Origin of the sequence: Paracoccus sp. T5, assembly GCF_048538155.2 — a bacterium.
Lineage (GTDB): Bacteria > Pseudomonadota > Alphaproteobacteria > Rhodobacterales > Rhodobacteraceae > Paracoccus.
On the sequence record NZ_CM135809.1, the window covers coordinates 2,301,209 to 2,321,014 of the forward strand.

17 protein-coding genes are annotated in these 19,806 nt (G+C 70.0%); 10 read left to right on the forward strand and 7 right to left on the reverse strand.

Annotated elements, in window-relative coordinates; translation table 11 throughout:
- The first annotated feature begins 23 nt into the window (after window positions 1-23).
- The gene (locus ACNR9W_RS11350; RefSeq protein WP_419267198.1) at window positions 24-473 is read left to right on the forward strand and encodes a DUF892 family protein; all 450 of its coding nucleotides are present in this window, start codon (window positions 24-26) and stop codon (window positions 471-473) included.
- 27 nt (window positions 474-500) lie between these two features.
- On the opposite strand, the gene ACNR9W_RS11355 is transcribed toward ACNR9W_RS11350, so the two are convergent.
- Window positions 501-1,514, reverse strand: coding sequence for a phosphotransferase family protein (locus ACNR9W_RS11355; RefSeq protein WP_419267197.1), 1,014 nt, complete (start codon window positions 1,512-1,514; stop codon window positions 501-503).
- A complete protein-coding gene (locus ACNR9W_RS11360; protein WP_419267195.1) occupies window positions 1,511-2,716 on the reverse strand; it encodes an acyl-CoA dehydrogenase family protein in 1,206 nt (401 codons plus the stop codon). Before ACNR9W_RS11360 ends, ACNR9W_RS11355 begins: the two co-directional genes overlap by 4 nt.
- A 347-nt stretch (window positions 2,717-3,063) precedes the next feature.
- On the opposite strand from ACNR9W_RS11360, the gene thiC reads away from it, so the two are divergent.
- From thiC to ACNR9W_RS11400, 8 genes are all read left to right on the forward strand, one after another.
- Window positions 3,064-4,791, forward strand: a complete 1,728-nt coding sequence (gene thiC, locus ACNR9W_RS11365) for a phosphomethylpyrimidine synthase ThiC (protein ID WP_419267194.1) — start codon at window positions 3,064-3,066, stop codon at window positions 4,789-4,791.
- Window positions 4,792-4,913: 122 nt separating this feature from the next.
- Window positions 4,914-5,885 carry an AAA family ATPase gene (locus ACNR9W_RS11370; RefSeq protein WP_419267192.1) on the forward strand — a complete coding sequence of 324 codons (972 nt, stop codon included), beginning with the start codon at window positions 4,914-4,916 and terminating at the stop codon, window positions 5,883-5,885.
- Entirely contained in the window at window positions 5,879-6,712 is an 834-nt protein-coding gene (locus tag ACNR9W_RS11375) for a DUF58 domain-containing protein (protein WP_419267191.1), read from the forward strand. Before ACNR9W_RS11370 ends, ACNR9W_RS11375 begins: the two co-directional genes overlap by 7 nt.
- Window positions 6,709-7,071, forward strand: coding sequence for a hypothetical protein (locus ACNR9W_RS11380; RefSeq protein WP_419267190.1), 363 nt, complete (start codon window positions 6,709-6,711; stop codon window positions 7,069-7,071). The genes ACNR9W_RS11375 and ACNR9W_RS11380 overlap by 4 nt, the downstream gene beginning before the upstream one ends.
- Window positions 7,068-8,018 carry a VWA domain-containing protein gene (locus ACNR9W_RS11385; protein ID WP_419267189.1) on the forward strand — a complete coding sequence of 317 codons (951 nt, stop codon included), beginning with the start codon at window positions 7,068-7,070 and terminating at the stop codon, window positions 8,016-8,018. Before ACNR9W_RS11380 ends, ACNR9W_RS11385 begins: the two co-directional genes overlap by 4 nt.
- Window positions 7,931-8,908 (forward strand): VWA domain-containing protein, encoded by a 978-nt coding sequence (locus ACNR9W_RS11390; RefSeq protein ID WP_419267188.1) that lies wholly within the window; start codon window positions 7,931-7,933, stop codon window positions 8,906-8,908. The genes ACNR9W_RS11385 and ACNR9W_RS11390 overlap by 88 nt, the downstream gene beginning before the upstream one ends.
- The gene (locus tag ACNR9W_RS11395; protein WP_419267187.1) at window positions 8,905-9,522 is read left to right on the forward strand and encodes a hypothetical protein; all 618 of its coding nucleotides are present in this window, start codon (window positions 8,905-8,907) and stop codon (window positions 9,520-9,522) included. Before ACNR9W_RS11390 ends, ACNR9W_RS11395 begins: the two co-directional genes overlap by 4 nt.
- Window positions 9,516-10,682, forward strand: a complete 1,167-nt coding sequence (locus tag ACNR9W_RS11400; protein WP_419267186.1) for a hypothetical protein — start codon at window positions 9,516-9,518, stop codon at window positions 10,680-10,682. Before ACNR9W_RS11395 ends, ACNR9W_RS11400 begins: the two co-directional genes overlap by 7 nt.
- Before the next feature lie 211 nt (window positions 10,683-10,893).
- On the opposite strand, the gene ACNR9W_RS11405 is transcribed toward ACNR9W_RS11400, so the two are convergent.
- Window positions 10,894-11,022, reverse strand: a complete 129-nt coding sequence (locus ACNR9W_RS11405; protein ID WP_419267185.1) for a hypothetical protein — start codon at window positions 11,020-11,022, stop codon at window positions 10,894-10,896.
- 521 nt (window positions 11,023-11,543) lie between these two features.
- On the opposite strand from ACNR9W_RS11405, the gene ACNR9W_RS11410 reads away from it, so the two are divergent.
- Window positions 11,544-14,132: a hybrid sensor histidine kinase/response regulator gene (locus ACNR9W_RS11410; protein ID WP_419267184.1), complete on the forward strand. Its 2,589-nt coding sequence runs from the start codon at window positions 11,544-11,546 to the stop codon at window positions 14,130-14,132.
- 15 nt (window positions 14,133-14,147) lie between these two features.
- On the opposite strand, the gene iolB is transcribed toward ACNR9W_RS11410, so the two are convergent.
- The 4 genes from iolB to ACNR9W_RS11430 form a co-directional block, all read right to left on the reverse strand.
- Window positions 14,148-14,954 carry a 5-deoxy-glucuronate isomerase gene (iolB, locus tag ACNR9W_RS11415; RefSeq protein WP_419267183.1) on the reverse strand — a complete coding sequence of 269 codons (807 nt, stop codon included), beginning with the start codon at window positions 14,952-14,954 and terminating at the stop codon, window positions 14,148-14,150.
- Between the two features lie 77 nt (window positions 14,955-15,031).
- Window positions 15,032-15,943, reverse strand: a complete 912-nt coding sequence (gene iolE, locus ACNR9W_RS11420; protein ID WP_419267181.1) for a myo-inosose-2 dehydratase — start codon at window positions 15,941-15,943, stop codon at window positions 15,032-15,034.
- A gap of 8 nt (window positions 15,944-15,951) precedes the next feature.
- Entirely contained in the window at window positions 15,952-17,784 is a 1,833-nt protein-coding gene (gene iolD, locus ACNR9W_RS11425; protein ID WP_419267179.1) for a 3D-(3,5/4)-trihydroxycyclohexane-1,2-dione acylhydrolase (decyclizing), read from the reverse strand.
- Window positions 17,785-17,846: 62 nt separating this feature from the next.
- Complete coding sequence (locus ACNR9W_RS11430; protein WP_419267176.1) at window positions 17,847-19,766, reverse strand: bifunctional 5-dehydro-2-deoxygluconokinase/5-dehydro-2-deoxyphosphogluconate aldolase; 1,920 nt, start codon at window positions 19,764-19,766, stop codon at window positions 17,847-17,849.
- Window positions 19,767-19,806 lie beyond the last annotated feature (40 nt).

Consider the following 19,806-nt stretch of genomic DNA (forward strand, 5'->3'; position numbering starts at 1 on the left):
ACATACAAAAGAAAGGAACGACAATGGTCACCACCGTCGGAACCGAGAGCGAATTCAACGATCTGGTCACCAACCTGATCCTGCTGGAACATGACGCGATCGCGGCCTATGCATCGACCGCCGAACGCCTGTCCAACAGCGCGCTGAGCAGCCAGATCGAGAATTTCCGCCAGGACCACCTGTCCCATCTGGAAGTGCTGCGCGAGATCGCCCGCGAGACGGGCGCCGAGGCGCCGGTCGAAGGCGACATGAAGCAGATCCTGACGACCGGCAAGATCGCCATGGCCGACCTGTTCGGCGATGCGGCCATCCTCAAGGCCATGCGCACCAACGAGGAGGACACCGTCGCCGCCTATGAGCGCGCCTCGCAGCACCCCGGCGCGATCGACAAGACGCGGATGTTCTTCGAAAAGGCGCTGGCCGATGAGCGGCGCCACCGCGAATGGATGCAGCGGACCGCCGAGACGATCTGAGCCTCGGCAGTCGGCGCGGCTGAGGGATCAGCCGCGCCCGGCCACCTCAAGCCCGCGCGTGGCAAAGACTGCGGCCAGCGGTCCGAGTCTCGCGGCATCTTCGCCAGCGGCGCTGCCGGCTGCGGCACGGTCCGCGATGCCCACGAAGATCGCCGCAAAGCGGAACAGGGCGAAAGCCTCATGAAACGGTTGCAGCGGTGGCCCCGGCAGAGCATTCCGCTGATATTCCTCGAAAAATTCTTCGCGCCCCGGGATTCCCGCCGCAGCCAGATCCAGCCCCCTGATCCCGCCGAATTCCTCGTGCCCCGTGCGCCAGGCCATGCAGCAAAAGCCCAGATCCGCCAGCGCCGGCCCCAGTGTCGACAGCTCCCAATCTAGGATGCCGATGACGCGGGGCGCATCGGGGGCAAAGATCAGGTTGCCCATCCGGAAATCGCCATGCGTGATCGACGCGCGCTCCTCGGTCCGGGGCAGATGCGCCGTCAGCCATGCCTCCAGCGCCGGCAGCGCCGCGATGGGCCGCTCCGCCATCAGGGGGGACTCCCGCCACTGCCGCCCCCACCGGGCAATCTGGCGCGGATAATAGCCTTGGGGTCGGCCATAGTCGCCCAACCCCACTTCTGCCGGGTCCAGCGCATGCAGGCGCGCCATGACCCGGGCCATTTCCGCATAAACCGCACCCCGCTCGGCCGGCGCCATCCCGGGCAGGGCGGCATCATGGAACACCCGCCCCTCCAGCCGCTCCATCAGGTAGAAGGGCCGGCCGATGATCGTTTCATCCGCGCAATAGAGGATCGGGCGCGGCACCGGCACATCGGTGTCCGTCAGGGCCTGCAGGACGCGGTATTCCCGGTCGATCGCATGGGCCCCCTTGAGGATCGGCCCCAGGGGCTGCGTGCGCAGGACCATCCGCCGCCCCGCCACGTCCAGCATGCAGGTCGGGTTCGACTGCCCCCCCGCGATGGGCTGCAGCGTATGGCGGTCCGTCCCGAACTGCCCGCGCAGCCAGTCCCCCAGGCCGGCAAAGCGGGGATCGCTCATGCCGACACCTGCCAGGACCAGAAGTCCCGCCCCTGCCCGGCCAGGTGCCGCGACAGGACCATCTTGTGCACCTCGTCCGCGCCATCGACCAGCCGGGCCTGACGGGCATAGCGATAGATCCACTCCAGAACCGTGTCGGTGGAATAGCCCCGCGCGCCGTTGATCTGGATGGCCCGGTCGGCCGCGTCATGCAGCAGGTTCGCTACATGGATCTTGGCCATCGAGATCTGCGGCCCCGCGCGGCTGCCGCGATCCAGTTCCCACGCAGCCTTCATGACCAGAAGCCGGCCGATCTCGATCCGCATGGCCAGGTCGCCCATCATCATCTGCACGCTTTCCCGGTCGGCCAGCCGGATGCCGAACCCCTCGCGCGACTGTGCGTAATCCTGCGCGATCTCCAGGCAGCGGCGGGCCAGCCCCAGCCAGCGCATGCAATGGGTCAGCCGCGCGGGCGCCAACCGGGTCTGGGTGACGCGCATGCCCTTGCCCTCGGCCAGCAGGACATTCTCGATCGGGATCTCCAGCCCGTCGAATTCCAGTTCGCAATGGCCGCCATGTTCCTCGGGGCCCATGATGCCGATGCGGCGCAGGATGCGCCAGCCGGGCTGGTCCGCGTCGAACAGCAGCGCGGTCAGCGCGTCCGACGGCCCCTCGGACGTGCGGGCCAGCAGGATGAAATGCTGGGCCCCTTCGGCCCCGGTGATGAACCACTTGCGCCCGGTCACGACATAGCGGTCGCCCTGCCGGCGCGCCCAGGTGCGGATCATGGACGGGTCCGAACCGCCGCCCGGCGCCGGTTCGGTCATCGCGAATGCCGAACGCACCCGGCCCTCCACGATCGGCTGCAGCCAGCGCGCCTTCTGCTCCGGCGTGGCCAGCCGCGACAGGACCATCATGTTGCCATCGTCCGGCGCCGCCGCGTTGAAGACCACCGGGCCAAAGATCGAGCGGTTCATCTCTTCGTAGCAGACCGCCATTCCCTGCAGCCCGACACCCAAGCCCCCATCCTCGGGGGGCAGCTGCAGGCACCACAGCCCCGCCGCCCGCGCCTCGGACCGCAGCCGCGCCAGCAGCGCCGGATCGATGTTGCCATGCCCGTCAAAGGAGGCCCTGTCCTGTTCCAGCGGCAGGACGCGCTCGGCCACGAAACCGGCGATCCGGGCGCGCAGGTCCTCCAGCGCCGGGGAAATGGTAAAGTCCATGCTGCTCTCCTTCTCGGGCCGCAGGCCGAGGCTAGCGTGGCCCGGGGGCGGGAACAATGCACCCCGGCCACAGCGCCTTGACACCGGCCGCGACTGGCCCGATGCTGCCCGGACGTCAGGGGAGTCCCGCCACGGGGACTGAGAGGCTGACAGGGGGAAACCCCGGTGAAGCGACCCTTTGAACCTGACCCAGTTGAGACTGGCGTAGGAAGACCGAAGGTTGGCTTTCCCCAATGCAGATCGCGGGGTGGTCCTTTCGGGCCATCTTGGCCCATGCCGCGTCGCGGTGGGCCCTGGCGGCCTTTCTGCCCGTTCTTGCCTCGGGTCTTTTCGAAAGAGGAGACCACATGAACACGCCCATCGCCCGCATCACCACCGATCCGCTGGCCGCATCGCGCAAGATCCACCTGCCCGGCCAGATCCACGACATCCGCGTCCCCCTGCGCCAGATCGCCCTGTCGAACGAGGCGCCGTTGACCCTCTACGACAGCTCGGGGCCCTATACCGATTGCGCGGCACGGACCGACATCGCCCGCGGGCTGGAGGCGGTGCGCGGCCAGTGGCAGACCGGGCGCGGCGATGTCGAACCCTATGCGGGCCGCGCCATCACGCCCGCCGACAACGGCTTTGCCAAGGGCGCGCGGCTGACCCCGCCCTTTCCGGTCGCGCAGACGCCCCTGCGGGCCGCCGAGGGCCGCGCCATCACCCAGCTGGCCTATGCCCGCGCCGGCATCATCACCCCCGAGATGGAATTCGTGGCCATCCGCGAAAACGAGGGCCGCACCGCCGCCGGCCTACGCGACGGAGAGCCCTTCGGCGCCGACCTGCCCGACCTGGTCACGCCGGAATTCGTGCGCCGCGAGATCGCCGAAGGCCGCGCCATCATCCCCGCCAACATCAACCACCGGGAACTGGAGCCGATGATCATCGGCCGCAACTTCCTGGTCAAGATCAACGCAAATATCGGCAATTCGGCCGTCACCTCCTCGATGGAGGAGGAGGTCGAGAAGATGGTCTGGGCCATCCGGTGGGGCGCGGACACGGTCATGGACCTCTCGACCGGGCGCAACATCCACAACATCCGCGACTGGATCATCCGCAATTCGCCCGTCCCGATCGGCACGGTGCCGCTGTACCAGGCGCTGGAAAAGGTGGGCGGCGTGGCCGAGGACCTGTCATGGGAGGTCTATCGCGACACGCTGATCGAACAGGCCGAACAGGGGGTCGACTATTTCACCATCCATGCCGGCGTGCGGCGCCACATGATCCCGATGACGGCGCGCCGCGTCACGGGGATCGTGTCGCGCGGCGGCTCGATCATGGCGAAATGGTGCCTGCATCATGGCCGCGAGAGCTTTCTCTATGAACGCTTCGACGAGATCTGCCAGATCATGCGCGCCTATGATGTGTCGTTCAGCCTGGGCGACGGGCTGCGGCCCGGCTCCATCGCCGATGCCAATGACGAGGCGCAGTTCGCCGAGCTGCGCACCCTGGGAGAGCTGACGCAGCTGGCCTGGGCGCAGGACTGCCAGGTGATGATCGAAGGGCCGGGCCATGTGCCCATGCACAAGATCAAGGCCAACATGGACGAGCAGCTGAAGCATTGCCACGAGGCGCCCTTTTACACCCTCGGGCCGCTGACGACCGACATCGCGCCGGGCTATGACCACATCACCTCGGCCATCGGGGCGGCGATGATCGGGTGGTTCGGCACGGCGATGCTGTGCTATGTCACCCCAAAGGAACATCTGGGCCTGCCGGACCGCGACGACGTCAAGACCGGGGTCATCACCTACAAGCTGGCCGCCCATGCCGCCGACCTGGCCAAGGGTCATCCCGGCGCCCGGCTGCGCGACGACGCCCTGTCCCGCGCGCGTTTCGAGTTCCGGTGGGAAGACCAGTTCAACCTGGGCCTGGATCCCGACACGGCCCGCGCCATGCATGACGAGACGATGCCTGCGGCGGCGCACAAGGAGGCGCAGTTCTGTTCGATGTGCGGCCCCAAGTTCTGCTCGATGCGGATCTCGCATGACATCCGCGCCGAGGCCGAGGCGCAGGAGGCAGCCGGCGCCTGAAACCCTGCGGCCGCCCCTGCCAAGGGGGCGGCCGCCGCCAGACTTTGGTGGCAGAAGGCCACGAGGCTCTGGAAATGGCGGGCCGGCTGGCTGCACGATGCGCAGGCAAAAGGGAGACGCCCATGGGTCACGAACCTGCGCAGGCCTTTGCCGCGCGCGACAGCGTCAGGGCGCTGGCGGACGAGGTTTCGGCCACGCTGATCGGCCATGACTGGCTGGTCGAGCGGCTGCTGATCGCCTTTCTGGTCGGCGGCCATGTGCTGCTGGAAGGCCCGCCCGGCATCGCCAAGACCCGCGCGGTCAAGCAGCTGGCCGCGCGCCTGCCCGGGGAACATGCCCGCATCCAGTGCACGCCCGACCTGCTGCCCTCGGACCTGACCGGCAGCCAGATCTATCGCCCAGAAACGGGGCGCTTCGACTTTCTGCCCGGCCCGATCTTTCACAACCTGGTGCTGGTGGACGAGATCAACCGCGCCCCGCCCAAGGTCCAGTCAGCCCTGCTGGAGGCCATGGCCGAGGGGCAGGTGACGACCGCCGGCATCACCCGTCCGCTGGCCCAGCCCTTCATGGTCGTCGCGACCCAGAACCCGATCGAGCACGAGGGCACCTTTCCCCTGCCCGAGGCGCAGCTGGACCGCTTTCTGCTGCACCTGCGGCTGGACCTGCCCGATGCCGAGGCCGAGCTGGCGATCCTGGACCTGGTCGAGGCCGAAGGGCGCGCGGCCCCGCCCCTTGCCACGGATCGCCTGTCGCCCGAGGCGCTGGCCGGCGCCCGTGCCGAGGTTGCGGGCATCCACCTGGCGCCGGTGCTCAAGGATTTCATCATCCGCCTGGTGGTGGCCACGCGGCGCGGCGGCTTGCTGGCGGAGGCGGTCGAACATCCCGTCTCGCCGCGTGGCACGCTGGCCTTGGCGGCGGCGGTCCGGGCGCGGGCCTGGCTGCACAACCGCGATCATGGCCTGCCCGAGGATGCCGAGGCGCTGGCCGCCGACGCGCTGGCCCACCGGCTGGTCCCGACCTGGAAAACCGCCAGCGAGGGCCGCGATGGCCGGTCGCTGATCGCCGAGGCGCTGCAGGCGATCCGGCCGTGGTAGGGGCGCCGCGCTGGCGCCAGGCCCCGGGCATCCGGCTGGATGCACAGGACCTGCTGGCGCTGCGCGACGAGGCTTACGGTGCGGCGCGGCACCGCCCGGCCACCCGCAGGGCCGGCGTCGCGCCGTCGCGCCTGCCCGGCAGCGGCATGGACCTGCGAGAGATCCGCGCCTATGTCCCCGGCGACGACCCGCGCCGGCTGGACCCCTCCGCCACCGCGCGCACCGGCCGCCCCCATGTCCGCGCGCTGCACGAGGATCGCGATGACATCACCCTGCTGATCGCCGACTTCCGTCCCGCGATGCTGTGGGGGACGGGGCCGCAGCTGCGCTCGGTCGCGGCGGCGCGGCACCTGGCGCATGCGGGCTGGCAGGCGGTGGCGCGTCAGGGCGCAGTCGGTCTGGTCGCGATGGGCGCGGGGCAGGTCCTGTCGATCCCGCCCGGTGCCGGGGATGCGCAGATGGCCGCGATCTGCACGATGATGGCCGACCGCCACCGGGCGGCGCTGGACGACCCCGGTCCCGACCTGCCGCTAACCGAGGCGCTGGCCCTGGCCGCCCGCCTGGCGCCGCCGGGCGCGCGCATCCTGCTGGCCACCGCGCCAGACGGCTGCGCGGGCGCCGATGCCCTGCTGACCCGCTTGGCCCGCGGCCGCAGGCTGGAGGTCGCGCTGATGCTGGACCCGCTGGACGTGTCGCCGCCTGCCCGCGCGATGCCGGTGGCGCTGGAGGGGCGGCCGCTGGTCGCGCGGCTGGCGCCCGTCGACTTGGGCGACCACATCGCGCGGCTTGCCGCCATGGGCGCGACGGCCCTGAAGGTCGCGCCATGACCCATGAGGAGATGCTGCAGCAGCTGGCCCCCGCCCGCCTGCCCACCGGCATGGCCTGGCTGTCCCTGCCCGAGCTGCTGGCCCTGCTGGGCCTGGGGCTCGCGGCGGGCGTGCTGGCCGCCGCGCTGATCCTGCCCTTCACCCGCAGCCGCGCGCCGCGCAACCGCCTGCGCCTGTCCCAGCTGCGCGCCCTGCCGGTGCCGCAGCGGATGCTGGCCCTGGCGCGGCACCTGGGCCACCTGCCCCCGCCCCTTCACGACGCGGCTTACGGCGCCGCCACGCCGCCATCGGATGAGCGTATCGAGCGCATCGCCCGCCGCGCCCGGCTGACGCGACTGGTCCGGGGCCTGCGCCGATGAGCCTGGCGCTGCCCCTTCTGCTGCTGCTGATCCCCCTGCCCCTGCTGCTGCGCTGGTGGGCCCCGCCCGTCACGCGCCCGCAACCGGCCCTGCGCCTGCCCGCCTATCTGGTGCCGGCGCTGCGGCCCGGACAGCGGGCGGACCGCCCGCCCCGACCCTGGCTGGCCGCGGTGGCTTGGGTGCTGCTGGTGGTGGCGCTGGCCGGCCCGCGGGTCGAGCGGGTGGCCGATGTCACCCCCGCCAGCGGCCGCGACATCATGCTGGCGCTGGACCTGTCGGGCAGCATGGAGCAGCAGGATTTCCAGCTGGACGGTCAGGCGCTCAGTCGGCTGGAGGCGGTCAAGCGCACCGCCGTGCGCTTTGTCACATCGCGGCGGGGGGACCGGATCGGGCTGGTGATCTTTGGCGGGCGCGCCTATGTGGCGGCGCCGCTGACCTTTGACCTGGGCGCGGTCGCGCAGGCCATCGACGAGGCGCAGATCGGCATTTCGGGGCGCGGCACGGCGATCGCGGACGGCCTGGGCCTGGCGATCCGGCGGCTGGACGCCAGCGACGCGCCGGGCCGCGTGGCCATCCTGCTGTCGGACGGCGTCGACACCTCGGGCAGCGTGCAGGCGACCGAGGTGGCGCGGCTGGCGGCCGACCACGGCATCCGCATCCACACCATCGCCCTGGGCCCCGAGGATCTGGAGAACATGCCCACCTCCCGCGACGCGGTCGATGTCGCGACGCTGCGCAGCATCGCCGAACTGGCCCAGGGGCAGATGTTCCGCGTCCGGCAGGCCCAAGACCTAGAGGCGATGACCGAGGCCTTGGACCGGCTGGAGCCGAACCCCGGCGAGCGCCCGCCGCTGCGCTATTGGCAGCAGCTCTGGATCTGGCCCGCCGCGGCGGCGGCGGCGCTGCTGGCGCTGGCGGGCTGGGGGCAGCGCCGATGGGCAGCCTGATCCTGCTGCGCCCCTGGTGGCTTGCGGCCCTGCTGCCTTGGGCGGCGCTGGCGCTGTGGCGGGTTCTGCGCACGCCGTCGGCCGGGGGCTGGGAGGACGTGATGCCGCCGCAGATGCTGGCCGCGATGCAGGCGATGGGGGCGATCACCGGAACCGCGCGGGGCTGGGCGCAGATGCTGCCCCTTGCGGCGCTGCTGGCGCTGATCCTGGGGCTGGCGGGTCCGGGGATGCGCCGGGTCGACATGCCGGTGCTGGCGCGCACCGACACGGTGCTGATCGCGGTGGACCTGTCGCCCTCGATCACCGGGGGCGCGGCGCTGTCGGCGGCGCAGCAGGCCAGCGCGGCGCTGCTGCAGGGGCTGGCCGGCCGGCCGGTGGGGCTGATCCTTTATGGCGGCGAGGCTTACAATGCCTCGGCCCCGACCACCGATCCACGCGCGCTGGAAACGCTGGTGGCGGTTCTCGACGCCGAGACGGTGCCCGGCAAGGGCAGCCGCCCGGCCGCAGCCATCGGCATGGCCGCCCAGATGCTGTCCGATCCACAGCGCGCGGACCTGGTCCTGATCTCGGACGGCGGCGGCGTGGACCGCCAGGCCTTGGCCGAGGCCGACCGGCTGGCGGCGCTTGGCGTGCGGATCTGGGGCCTGCGGCTGGACGCGCTGGCCCAAGGCGCGCCCCTGCCCCCGCCCGATGCGCTGTCCCGGCTGGCACGCGGCGGCGGCCGGGTCATGGAGGCGGACGAAGCCGACCGCCTGGCCACACGCCTGCGCGAGGGCGGCGACCAGCTGCGCGATCCGGCGCTGAAGGCGCTTGGCTATCGCGACCTGGGGCCGTTCCTGGCCGCCCTGGCGGCGCTTCCCCTGCTGATGATGCTGCGGAGGCAGCGGTGAGGGTGGGGGCCGCGCTGCTGGCGCTGGCGGCGCTGCTGCTGGGGCTGGCGGGACCGGCGGGGATCGGCGCGCTGGCCCTGCGGCTGGGCTGGGACCCGGTCATGCTGATGATGCTGGACGACCCGGCGGCGCGGGGGATCGCGCTGTATCGTCAGGGCCTTCATGCCCAGGCCGACGCGGCCTTTGCCGAGGCGGGTCGGTCGCAGACCTACAACCGCGGGCTCAGCCTGGCGGCGACGGGCGACTACCCGCTGTCGGTGGCCTATTTCGACGCGGTGCTGTTCGCCAATCCGGCCGACGAACAGGCCCGCGCCAACCGCGACCTGGTTGCGACGATGTATCCCCCGCATCGCGGCGACAGCACCGTTCCCGGCCGCATCATCGGACGCGGCGGCCGGCCCGCCCCCGCCGACGAGATCCGCAACGCGCTGACCAATGCCGCCGCCGAAAGCTGGCGCCGCCCCCTGGGCGCGCGCGGCTTGGCCGCCAGCGACGAGTGGCTGGAGACCATCGTCGACGATCCGGGCGAGTTCCTGCGCCTTCGCATCCGCGCCGAATACGAGCGCCGCGCCCAGATGGGCCTGATCCGACCCGAGGAGGGCGACCCGTGGTGATCCGCCTGGCCCTTTTGCTGCTGGTGCTGCTGGCGGGCCCGCTGCGGGCCGAGCCGTCCCGCCCCCTGGCCCCCGGCGAGGCACGGCTGCTGATCCTGCACGATCACGGCAACCCCGTCGTGGCCGAGATGGTGCGCCTGACCCTGCGCGGTGAATACGACCTGACCGTATCGCTGGAAGACCTGCGCTTTCCCGATTCCGACGCTTATGACTGGATGCAGATCGACCGCGACCGGTGGTTCAAGGAACGCATCGGCGGCCGGATGATTCAGGTCTTTGAGCGCGACATCGCGCTGTTCCCGCGCCGGGCGGGGATGCTGACCGTGCCGGCGATCACCCATGACCTGACGCATGTGGTGGACAAGGGGGTCCGGGAAAAGCGCAGCGTCACCTCGGCCCCGGCGCAGATCACCGTCCGGCCCTTTCCGGGCGACCGTCGGCCGCTGGCCGCGCATGCGCTGGTGCTGACGGACGAGCTGTCGGCCCAGCCCGGCAAGCTGCAGCAGGACGAGGTCCTGACCCGCCGCGTCACCATCGAGGCGCTTGGCGCCCTGGCCCATCACCTGCCGCCGCGCCCCGACCTGCAGCAGCCCTGGCTGATCAGCTTTACCCAGCCCGAACTGCGCGAGACGATCCCCACGCCGCAGGGGCCGGTGTCGCGGGTGGTCTGGGAATGGCAGCTGCGTCCCCGCACCGGAGAACCGGGGGTCCTGCCCGCCGTGGCCTTTCCCTGGTTCGACACCGACAGCCGCCAGATGGAGGTGGCGCCGATGAAGCCCATCCCCTTCGGCTTTGCGGGGTTCGGCGCCAATTTCGGCGCGCGCGAGGCCGATGGCGTCAGGTTCAGGCTGATCCTGACCGGCCTTGTGGCGCTGGCCTTCGGGGCGGCGCTGATGGCCTGCCTGTGGGACCGCATCCCCAGCCTTGCCCCCCTGCTGCGCGCCCTCCGTCGCAGCCCGCACCTGGCGGAAATGGAGCAGGCCGTGCGCGCGGGCGATCTGCGCGCCCTGCGCGCCGCCGCCGCCCGGCATGTCGCCTGGCGTGGCGCGGCCAGCCCCCGGCAGGGGCGCCTGCTGGGCCAGCTGGACCAGGGCATCTTTGGCGCCGGACCTTCGGCCGATCTGGACCTGCGGCGCTGGCTGGTGGAATTCCGGCGGTGAGGGCAGTCCAGCGGCCGCGGCCCAATGGTAAAAGGTGCGCCCGTCCTGCCGGACGGGCGCACCGAAGCCACATGTCATTCGCCTGTGGTTCTGACGGCCAGGCCATGCGGAGCAAGCCGCCAATCCCGCCGTCGACCGGGCCTCTGCGGACCCTTGTCGAAATCAGGACGCGTCGCGAAGGGGGGTCCGGACGCGCCCTGAACCTGGTGCTTCAGCAGCCGACCGGTTTGCCCTGGTAGACGCGGCTGCCCACGCGGACCATGATGTCTCCGTCCAGCGCGGCGCCTTCGAAGATGCCTTGGACGAAGATGTAGTTTCCGATCGAGATGGTGCGAAGCATGTCACGTTTCCTTTCGTCTTGCCCTCAATCTAGCCGCTGCCCGCGGGAAATGGAGTGCGCAAAAGGATAGGGCGCGAGTCCAAAAGCAGGGTGCGGTGGCGCCCCCTTGGATCGGGTCCGAGGCCGCCGAAAATCCCAAGAAGCCCACGTTCGGCGCCCTCCGGAAGCCGGATCCTCGCTACCGTGCCCGACGGCTGCACGCTTCGGAGGGGCGGCTATACCTTTGGAACCGCAGTTTAGCCTTATTCTATCGCGCGCCATCAATCCGGCTGTGGGAAAATGAGGACGATCGGGGCGCAAGGAGAACCTGCGGATGAACATGGGAAAATCCCTTGCCGGCTGCTCCCGGGGGAAGGGCGGCTGCCGGCGCTGACTGGCCGATCCTGCCCCTTGTCCGGCCTGCGTCCGCGCCGGTCCGGCCGAGCGGCAGCAGCAACCGGCGCGGCCTGGCCGCGTTGCACGTCCCGCAGAGCCCGCGACCCGTTGCGGCCCTGCCCCACATTTTGGTTCGGTACGCACGCATGCGCTGCAGATTTTACATTGTCCTGGGCGGTTTTTTCCTGTCCGTCAGCATCCTGGCCCTGACCATCTGGCTGATCAGCGCCGACGCCCGCACCAAGATCGACGAACTGGCCACCGCCAACACCGACAGCGCCCGCTGGTCCCTGGCCCAGGGCGAGGTCGAGACCATGGCGATGATGTCCTTCATCTACAGGGCCAGCCTGGCCACGCCCGAGGATCGACCCGCCGAACTGGTCAAGCTGCGGCAGCGCTTTGATGTCCTTTTTGCGCGGCTGACCATGATGAGGACTTCGGAAGTGTTCGAGCGCGTGCGTGCCGACCCCGAGGCCGCCGCGTCGCTGGCCAAGGCCTATGACTTTCTCGACCGCGCGATGGTCTGGATCGACGGGCCGGACGACCGGCTGGTCGCGGCCCTGCCCCGGTTCCTGGCCGCGGCCGAGGAGATGCGCGCGATCATGCGCAAGGTGTCGCTCAGCGGGGTGCGCGTCTTTGCCGGCAAGCTGGATCGCCAGCGGGTCGAGCTGGCGGATGCGCTGTCGGACTTGGCGCTGATCGTGCTGATCCTGTTCGCGGCGCTTTTGGCGGTGGTGATGGCGCTGGCCATCCTGTTCAGGAATTCCAGCCGCCAGGCCGCCAGCACCGAGGCCACCCGCAACCGGCTGCAGGCGGTGATCGGCACCTCGATCGACGCGATCCTGGTGGCGGGGGCGAACGGCCGCATCCTGGATTTTAACGAGGCCGCCTGCCGGATGTACGGCTATTCCGCGGACGAGGCGATCGGTGCCAAGCTGACCGACCTAGTCGTGCCCGAGGGCCATCGCCGCAAGGTCCAGGCACTGCTGCACCGGATGCGCCGCAACCCCCGCACCCGCGTCCGCATCGACCCGCTGGAGGCGACGGCGCGGCGCCGGTCGGGCGAGGTCTTTCCGGTCGAGGTGGCGATCTCCAGCGCCGCCAGCCATTACGGTCCGGTGCTGGTGGCCTTCGTGCGCGACATCTCGCGCCGGGCGGGCGAACAGGCGGAGCTGATCCGCGCCCGCGACCACGCCGTCGCCGGAGAGCGCACCAAGGCCAAGATGCTGGCCGTGATGAGCCACGAGATGCGCACCCCGCTGAACGGCGTCCTGGGCACCATGGACCTGCTGAAGACCACCCGCCTCGATGCCAGGCAGCGCCATTACCTGGAGGTGATGGAGCGGTCCGGGCGGATGCTGCTGTCGCATGTGAACGACGTCCTGGACATCTCGCGCGTGGACAGCGGCAACCTGCAACTGGCCAGCCAGCCCTTCTGCCCCAGCCAGGTGGTGTCCGACGTGCTGGACGGGCTGCAGGCGCAGGCCGAGCAGCGCGGCAACCTTCTGTCGCTCAGCATGATCGGCACGCATCAGACGATGCTGCTGGGCGATCCGGGCCGCCTGTCGCAGATCCTGGTGAACCTGGTCGGCAATGCGATCAAGTTCACCGAGAACGGCCGCATCACCGTCCAGGTCGACCGCAGCGGCGCCAGCGGAGAGGTCGAGTTCCGGGTGATGGATACCGGCATCGGCATCGCGGCGGCGGACCTGGAAAAGATCTTCGACGAATTCGTGACGCTGGACTCCAGCTACAACCGCGTGGTCGAGGGCACCGGCCTGGGCCTGGGCATCGTGCGCCGCCTGGCGTCCCTGATGGGCGGAGAGCTGAGGGTGGAAAGCCAGCCGGGCCTGGGATCGACCTTTCGCGTGCGCCTGACCTTGCCCGAACAGGCGCCCGCCCTGCCCGCCGATGGTGCGCCTGACGGGCCCGGCCAGCCCGGCGCGGCCATGCTGTCGCAGCTGGACGTGCTTGTGGTCGAGGACAATGCCACCAACCGCCTGATCGTGCGCGAAATGCTGAAGCAGCGCCACTGCCGCGTCGTCGAGGCCTGTGACGGACAGGAGGGCGTTCAGATGGCGCAGACCCGGCCCTTCGACCTGATCCTGATGGATATCAGCATGCCGCGCATGGACGGGGTCAGCGCCACCCGCCAGATCCGCCAGGACGGCCCGAATGCGGCCACACCGATCATCGCGCTGACCGCCCATGCGCTGCCCGAGGATCTGCGGCATTTTGAGGAATCGGGCATGACCGGCGTCCTGACCAAGCCCCTGTCGCTGGAAAGGCTGGAGGCCGCCATTGCGGGCATCCCCAGCCTTCGCGGGGCAGGGCCGGACGCGGCAGAGCCGGTGGCCGAGACCCCGCACGACCACCGGGCCGAAGACCCGCAGCTGTCCCAGGCGCGGGCGATGCTGGCCGACACGCTCGGCCCCGATCGGGCCGAGGTCATCCTGCACCGCATCCTGGCCGAACTGCATGATGGCTTGGTCCGCCTGTCGGAAATGGCGCATCAGCCGTCCAGCTTCGAGGATCTGTGGCGCCTGTCGCACCAGCTGGCCGGGTCCGCGGCGCTGGTCGGCTTCAGCCGGATGCACAAGGCTTTTGCGCAACTGGAGACCGATGCCCGTGCCCAAACCGAAGGCGCCGACGCGGAGGACCTGCAGCGCCAGGTCGCGGCGCTGCGGGCGATGCTTCCCACCATGGCGACCCGCGCCCCGGCCGCGGCGCGCTAGGGCCGGAACCGGCCCTCAGCTGTCGCGGGCGATGATCTCTTCGACCTCGGGCGCGGGGACGAAACGCCAGTTGCGGCGGGGCCCGGCCATGACGTTCAGGTAATAGAGCTCGAACCCATGGGGCGCACCGCAGGGATGATGCCCGCGCGGCACCAGCACCACATCATGGTCGCGCACGGCCATCGCCTCGTCCAGCGACCCGTCGTCGGTATAGACGCGCTGCACCGCCCAGCCTTTGGCCGGGTTCAGGCGGTGATAATAGGTCTCTTCCAGATAGGTGATGCGCGGAAAATCGTCCTCGTCATGCCGGTGGCTGGGATAGGACGACCAGTGGCCGGCCGGGGTGAACACCTCGGTCACCAGCAGGCTGTCGCACCAATCCTCGGCCTCCATGGCGATGTTGTTGATGTGGCGGGTGTTGGTGCCCTTGCCGCGTTGGGTCAGGGTGATGCCGTCCGGGCCGATCCGCCGCGCCGGATGGCCGCCCCGCCCCGGCGCCGAACAGACCGCGATCACGCAGTCGGTGACGGCTTCCGCCGCCCAATCCTGCCCGTTCGGCACATAGAGGCAATGCGGCGGCGTCTTGTCGAAGACATCCATCCGCTCTCCCAGCACGCCCCAGTCCTGCCCGGCCGCGCGGATGCCCGCCTTGCCCTCGACCATCACCAGGATCACCTCGCATTCGCCGGTCGCCTCGGCGGCACGTTCCCCCGGACGCAGCCGGTAAAGGGAAAAGCCGACATATCGCCAGCCCGCATCCGCCGGAGTGATGCGATGCACTTCGCCATGGGTTCCAAAGGGTCTGCGCAAAAGATCGGCCATGTCCAGCCCTTTCCTTGTCCGATTGCCAGCGGGCCGCGCCCGGAATGAAAGAGGGGACAATGGCCCCCTCCCCTACCTCAGGCCGCGACGCTCTGGTCCAGGCCCGCCTCGGCCGCGGCCGCCTTCAGTGCCTTCAGCCCCATCGACTGGTAATGCAGCGGGTCGCGCAATTCCGGGTCCTGCTCGGCCTCGATCACCAGCCAGCCGTCATAGCCCGCATCGGCCAGGATCCGCAGCAGCGGCAGGAAGTCGATCGCGCCCTCGGGGTCGCCCGGCACGGTAAAGGCGCCGGCCAGGACGCCCTGCAGGAACGACAGGTTTTCGGCCCGCACCCGCTCAGTCACCGGGCGGCGGATGTTCTTGGCATGGAAATGTGCAACGCGCGCTGCGTGCCGGCGCAGGACCTCCTCAGGGTTGCCGCCGCCAAAGGTGCAATGCCCGGCATCGAACAGCAGATGCGTCGCAGGACCGGTCGCGGCCATGAAGGCGTCGATCTCAGCCGGGCTCTCGACCACGGTGCCCATGTGGTGGTGATAGGCCAGCGTGATGCCCTGCCCCGCCAGGTAGGCCGCGAATTCCTCCATCTTCGCGCCAAAGCCGGACATCTGCGCGTCGGTCAGGCGCGGCCGGTCGTTGACCGCCTTTGCCGGATCGCCATGCACCGTGTTCGAGCATTCGCAGACGATGCAGACCTTGCACCCGTTGGCCTTCAGCTTGGCCAGGTGCGGCTGGACCGCCGCGATCTCGTCCTGGACCGAACGGGTCAGCAGCTCGGTTGAGTACCAGCCTGAGATGAAGCGCAGCCCGTATCCGCCCAGCAGCGCCCTCAGCGCCTGCGGATCGTCGGGCCAGCGGTGGCCGTTCTCGATGCCGTCAAAGCCGATCTCGCGGCCCGCCTCGCGCAGGATCTGTTCGGTCGGGATATGCGCGCCGATGCTCTGGTCGTCGTCATTGGCCCAGGCGATGGGATTGGTGCCGTAAAGGATCATGTCATGCCTCAGTTCGTCAGGGCCTGCCGGGCGGCGTGTTCAAGATACCGGGCATAGGCGTGTTTCAGGTTGTCGGTGTCGCCCGCGGCGGGCACGGCGACGTCCCACCAGTGACCGGCCGCCTCCAGCCCGTCGCCCGGACCCGGGCGCGCGGTCGTGTCGATGACGATCACGGTCGGGATGTCGCGGTTGCGGGCGTCGCGGATCTGCGCCTGCAGGTCCTCCAGATCGCGCGCCTTGACCGCATGCGCCCCCATGCTGCCGGCATGGGCCACGAAATCGATCTGCGGCTGCGCCGCGACGTTGCAATCGACATACATGTTGTTGAACTCGGCCCCGCCGCAGTTGATCTGCAGGCGGTTGATGCAGCCATAACCGCGGTTGTCGGTCAGGATCACGGTAAAGGGAATGCGCCGCATCACCGCCGTGGCCAGTTCGCTGTTGGCCATCATGTAGCTGCCGTCGCCCACGAAACACAGCACATGGCGGTCGGGGCGCGCCAGTTTCAGCCCCATTGCGCCCGCCACCTCGTAGCCCATGCAGGAATAGCCGTATTCCATGTGATAGCCGTGCTGGCTGGGCTGCCACAGCAGCTTCAGCGCGCCGGGCATCGTGCCTGCGGCGCACATTGCGATGCCGTCGGGCGCGGCCTTCTGCACCGCCCCGATCACCTGCGCATCGGTGGGCAGGCCTTCAGCGACCGGTGCGCCGCAATGGATGTCCACCGCCGCTAGCCAGGCGGCCCGCGCCCCCGCATCGGCGGCGGCGAAACGGTGGTCGCCCAGGGCGCGGGTCAGCCTCTCCAGCGCGACCTTCGCATCGGAGACCAGGGCAATCGCGCCGTGCTTGGCCGCGTCGCAGGGCTGGACATTGATGCTGACCAGCCGCGCCTGCGGATACAGCGTGCGAGAGCCGGTGGTAAAGTCCTGCAGCCGCGTGCCGATGCCGATGACCAGGTCCGCCGCCGCCGCCGCGGCATTGGCCGCCGCCGAACCATCGACCCCCGCCGCGCCAAAGTTCATCGGATGCCCCTGCGCCAGCGCCGATTTGCCGGCCTGGGTCTCGATGACGGGGATGTTGTGGCGGGCGGCAAATTCGGCCAGCGCCGCTTCGGCACCCGAATAGATGACGCCGCCGCCGCAGACGATGACCGGCGCCGTGGCGCCCCGGATCAGCGCCGCGACCTCGGCCAGTTCGGTCGCGTCAGGCTCGGGCCGGCGGATGCGCCAGGTGCGCGGCTCGAAAAAGGCCTCGGGCCAGTCATGGGCCTCGGCCTGCACGTCCTGGCAGAAGGCCAAACAGACCGGCCCGCATTCGGCCGGATCGGTCATCACCCGCAGCACGCGGGGCAGCGCGGTCAGCAGATGCTCGGGCCGGGTGATGCGGTCGAAATAGCGCACCACCGGGCGGAAACAGTCGTTGGCGCTGACGGTGCCATCGCCAAAGCTTTCCACCTGCTGCAGCACCGGGTCGGGCCGCCGTGTCGCAAAGACATCGCCCGCGATGAACAGCACCGGCAGCCGGTTCACATGCGCCAGCGCCGCGGCCGTCACCATGTTGGTCGATCCCGGCCCGATCGAGGCCGTCACCGCATGGGCCCGCCGCCGCGCCTTGCCCTTGGCATAGGCGATGGCCGCATGCGCCATGGTCTGCTCGTTCTGGCCGCGCCAGGTGGGCAGGGCGTCCCCGATCCCGTGCAGCGCCTGGCCAAGGCCCGCCACGTTGCCATGGCCGAAAATCGCCCAAACCCCTTCGATGAAGCGCTCGCCCTCCTCGGTCATCTGGACCGAGAGCCAGCGCACCATGGCCTGCGCCGCCGTCAGCCTGATCGTGCCATTCATCCTTGCACCTTTCACGTGATCCGTCGGGGCGGGTTGGGCGTTTCCTGTGACAATGGGCCGGTTCATGCCGCGACCCTTGCGGCGGCACGGGCCCCGTCCCAGAGGCCGCAGAGGCGGCGATAGCGGTCGGCCATCTGCGCCACGGCCGTTGCGTCGTTGATGCTCCCCGCCAGCCAGTCGCGGGCAGTCTGGCCAAAGATCGTGCGGCCGACTGCAAAGCCGCGGACTAGGTCAAAGCCTGCGGCGACCTCGAAACTGGCGGCCAGCTCGGCCACGGGCGCATCCAGGCCCAGGACCACGATGCCGCGGGTGTGGCGGTCATGCGCCTCGATGGCGGCGATGGCCTTCTGCCAGGCCGCGCGGCTGGTCAGCGGCTCCAGCTTCCACCAGTCGGGAGAGATGCCCGCGGCATAGAACTGGCGGATCAGGGTTGCGGTCGTGTCGTCATCCACGGGTCCCACCTTGGACGGGATGACCTCCAGCAGGAACTCCAACCCGTTGCGGCGCGCCGCGGCATAGAGACGCGCGACGGTGGCCTCCTGCTCGGCGCGCAGGGCGGCGTCATCGTCAGGATGGCAGAAGCAGAGCACCTTGACCACGTTCTCGCGCGCCCATTCGCCCAGCCCGCCGCAATCGGGGCCCAGTTCGGGCTCCAGTGCCAGGGGACGCGAGCCCGGCCATTCGCAGGGCCGCCCGATCCAGAGGCCGGTGCCGGAGGCCGCATGCAGCGCCTCGCGTCCGATGCGGTTGTCGCAGAGGATGCCATAGCCGCGCTGCCCATCCTGAACGGTCAGCGCCGCCTCCAGGCAGAGCCGCTTGAAGGCGCCGCCCTTCGCGGTCGTGTAGCCCTCCATCGCCTCCAACTGCATCCGGTGATCGAAGGCAAAGACGCGCATCGTGGACCAGTCGCCGCCCGTGCGGCCCTGGCGGTTGGTGGCCCAGTGGATCTGCTCCAGCGCGGCATCGTTCCTGAGGTCGGGGCGGACCACCCCGCGCGACAGGAAGAAGCGCAGCTCCTCCAGGCTGGGATAGGCGGGGGTGCAGCCGTGGCGGCTGACGGCGAAGGCGCCGCAGGCATTGGCGTATTCCAGCGCCTTTGGCCAGGGCTCGCCGTCCAGCCAGCCCTTCAGCAGGCCGGAGAAGAAGCCGTCGCCCGCACCGAGCACGTTGAAGACCTCGATCGGGAAACCCGGCCCCGCCTCGCCGTCGTCCAGGCTGTCGGGGATGGCGCCGGTGAAGGCGACGGCCCCCTTGGCGCCGCGCTTGCAGACCAGCACCGCGTCCGACACCGCCCGCACGGCACGCAACGCGGCCAGCGTGTCCGTCGTGCCGCCGGCGATGTGGAACTCTTCCTCGGTGCCGACGATCAGGTCGAAGAGATGCAGCGTCGCCTGCAGCTTTGCCGTGACCTTGGCGCTTTCGACAAAGCGGCTCTCGCCCGCGCCATGGCCCGCGACGCCCCAGAGGTTGGGGCGGTAATCGATGTCCAGCGCCGTCCGCGCCCCGTGCTTGCGCGCCAGCTCCAGCGCCCGCATGACGGCGGCTTCCGTGCGGGGGTTCGACAGATGCGTGCCGGTGGCCAGCACGCATCGTGCCTGGGCGATGAAGTCCTCGTCGATGTCGTCCTCGGACAGTGCCATGTCGGCGCAGTTCTCGCGGTAAAAGATCAGCGGAAAGCTGTCCTGGTCGCGGATGCCCAGGATCACCAGCGCGGTCAGCCGCTCGGGGTCGGTAGCGACGCCGCGCACGTCGACGCCCTCGCGGACCAGCTGTTCGCGGATGAAGCGGCCCATATGCTCGTCGCCCACGCGCGTGATCACGGCCGAGCGCAACCCCAGCCGCGCCGTGCCGCAGGCGATATTGGTCGGGCTGCCGCCGATATACTTGGCAAAGGAGCCCATGTCCTCCAGCCGCCCGCCGACCTGCTGGCCATAAAGGTCGACCGAGGACCGGCCGATGGTGATCACGTCAAGCGTCTTCATTCCGCCTCTCCTTCAAGATGAGGGCGGGCGCGAACGCCCG

What these genes read in the sequence shown, in the direction of transcription:
- ACNR9W_RS11350 (WP_419267198.1), top strand. Translation starts at nt 24, where the DNA reads ATGGTCACCACCGTCGGAACCGAGAGCGAATTCAACGATCTGGTCACC.
- ACNR9W_RS11355 (WP_419267197.1), bottom strand. Translation starts at nt 1,514, where the DNA reads ATGAGCGATCCCCGCTTTGCCGGCCTGGGGGACTGGCTGCGCGGGCAG.
- ACNR9W_RS11360 (WP_419267195.1), bottom strand. Translation starts at nt 2,716, where the DNA reads ATGGACTTTACCATTTCCCCGGCGCTGGAGGACCTGCGCGCCCGGATC.
- thiC (WP_419267194.1), top strand. Translation starts at nt 3,064, where the DNA reads ATGAACACGCCCATCGCCCGCATCACCACCGATCCGCTGGCCGCATCG.
- ACNR9W_RS11370 (WP_419267192.1), top strand. Translation starts at nt 4,914, where the DNA reads ATGGGTCACGAACCTGCGCAGGCCTTTGCCGCGCGCGACAGCGTCAGG.
- ACNR9W_RS11380 (WP_419267190.1), top strand. Translation starts at nt 6,709, where the DNA reads ATGACCCATGAGGAGATGCTGCAGCAGCTGGCCCCCGCCCGCCTGCCC.
- ACNR9W_RS11385 (WP_419267189.1), top strand. Translation starts at nt 7,068, where the DNA reads ATGAGCCTGGCGCTGCCCCTTCTGCTGCTGCTGATCCCCCTGCCCCTG.
- ACNR9W_RS11405 (WP_419267185.1), bottom strand. Translation starts at nt 11,022, where the DNA reads ATGCTTCGCACCATCTCGATCGGAAACTACATCTTCGTCCAAGGCATC.
- ACNR9W_RS11410 (WP_419267184.1), top strand. Translation starts at nt 11,544, where the DNA reads ATGCGCTGCAGATTTTACATTGTCCTGGGCGGTTTTTTCCTGTCCGTC.
- iolB (WP_419267183.1), bottom strand. Translation starts at nt 14,954, where the DNA reads ATGGCCGATCTTTTGCGCAGACCCTTTGGAACCCATGGCGAAGTGCAT.
- iolE (WP_419267181.1), bottom strand. Translation starts at nt 15,943, where the DNA reads ATGATCCTTTACGGCACCAATCCCATCGCCTGGGCCAATGACGACGAC.
- iolD (WP_419267179.1), bottom strand. Translation starts at nt 17,784, where the DNA reads ATGAATGGCACGATCAGGCTGACGGCGGCGCAGGCCATGGTGCGCTGG.
- ACNR9W_RS11430 (WP_419267176.1), bottom strand. Translation starts at nt 19,766, where the DNA reads ATGAAGACGCTTGACGTGATCACCATCGGCCGGTCCTCGGTCGACCTT.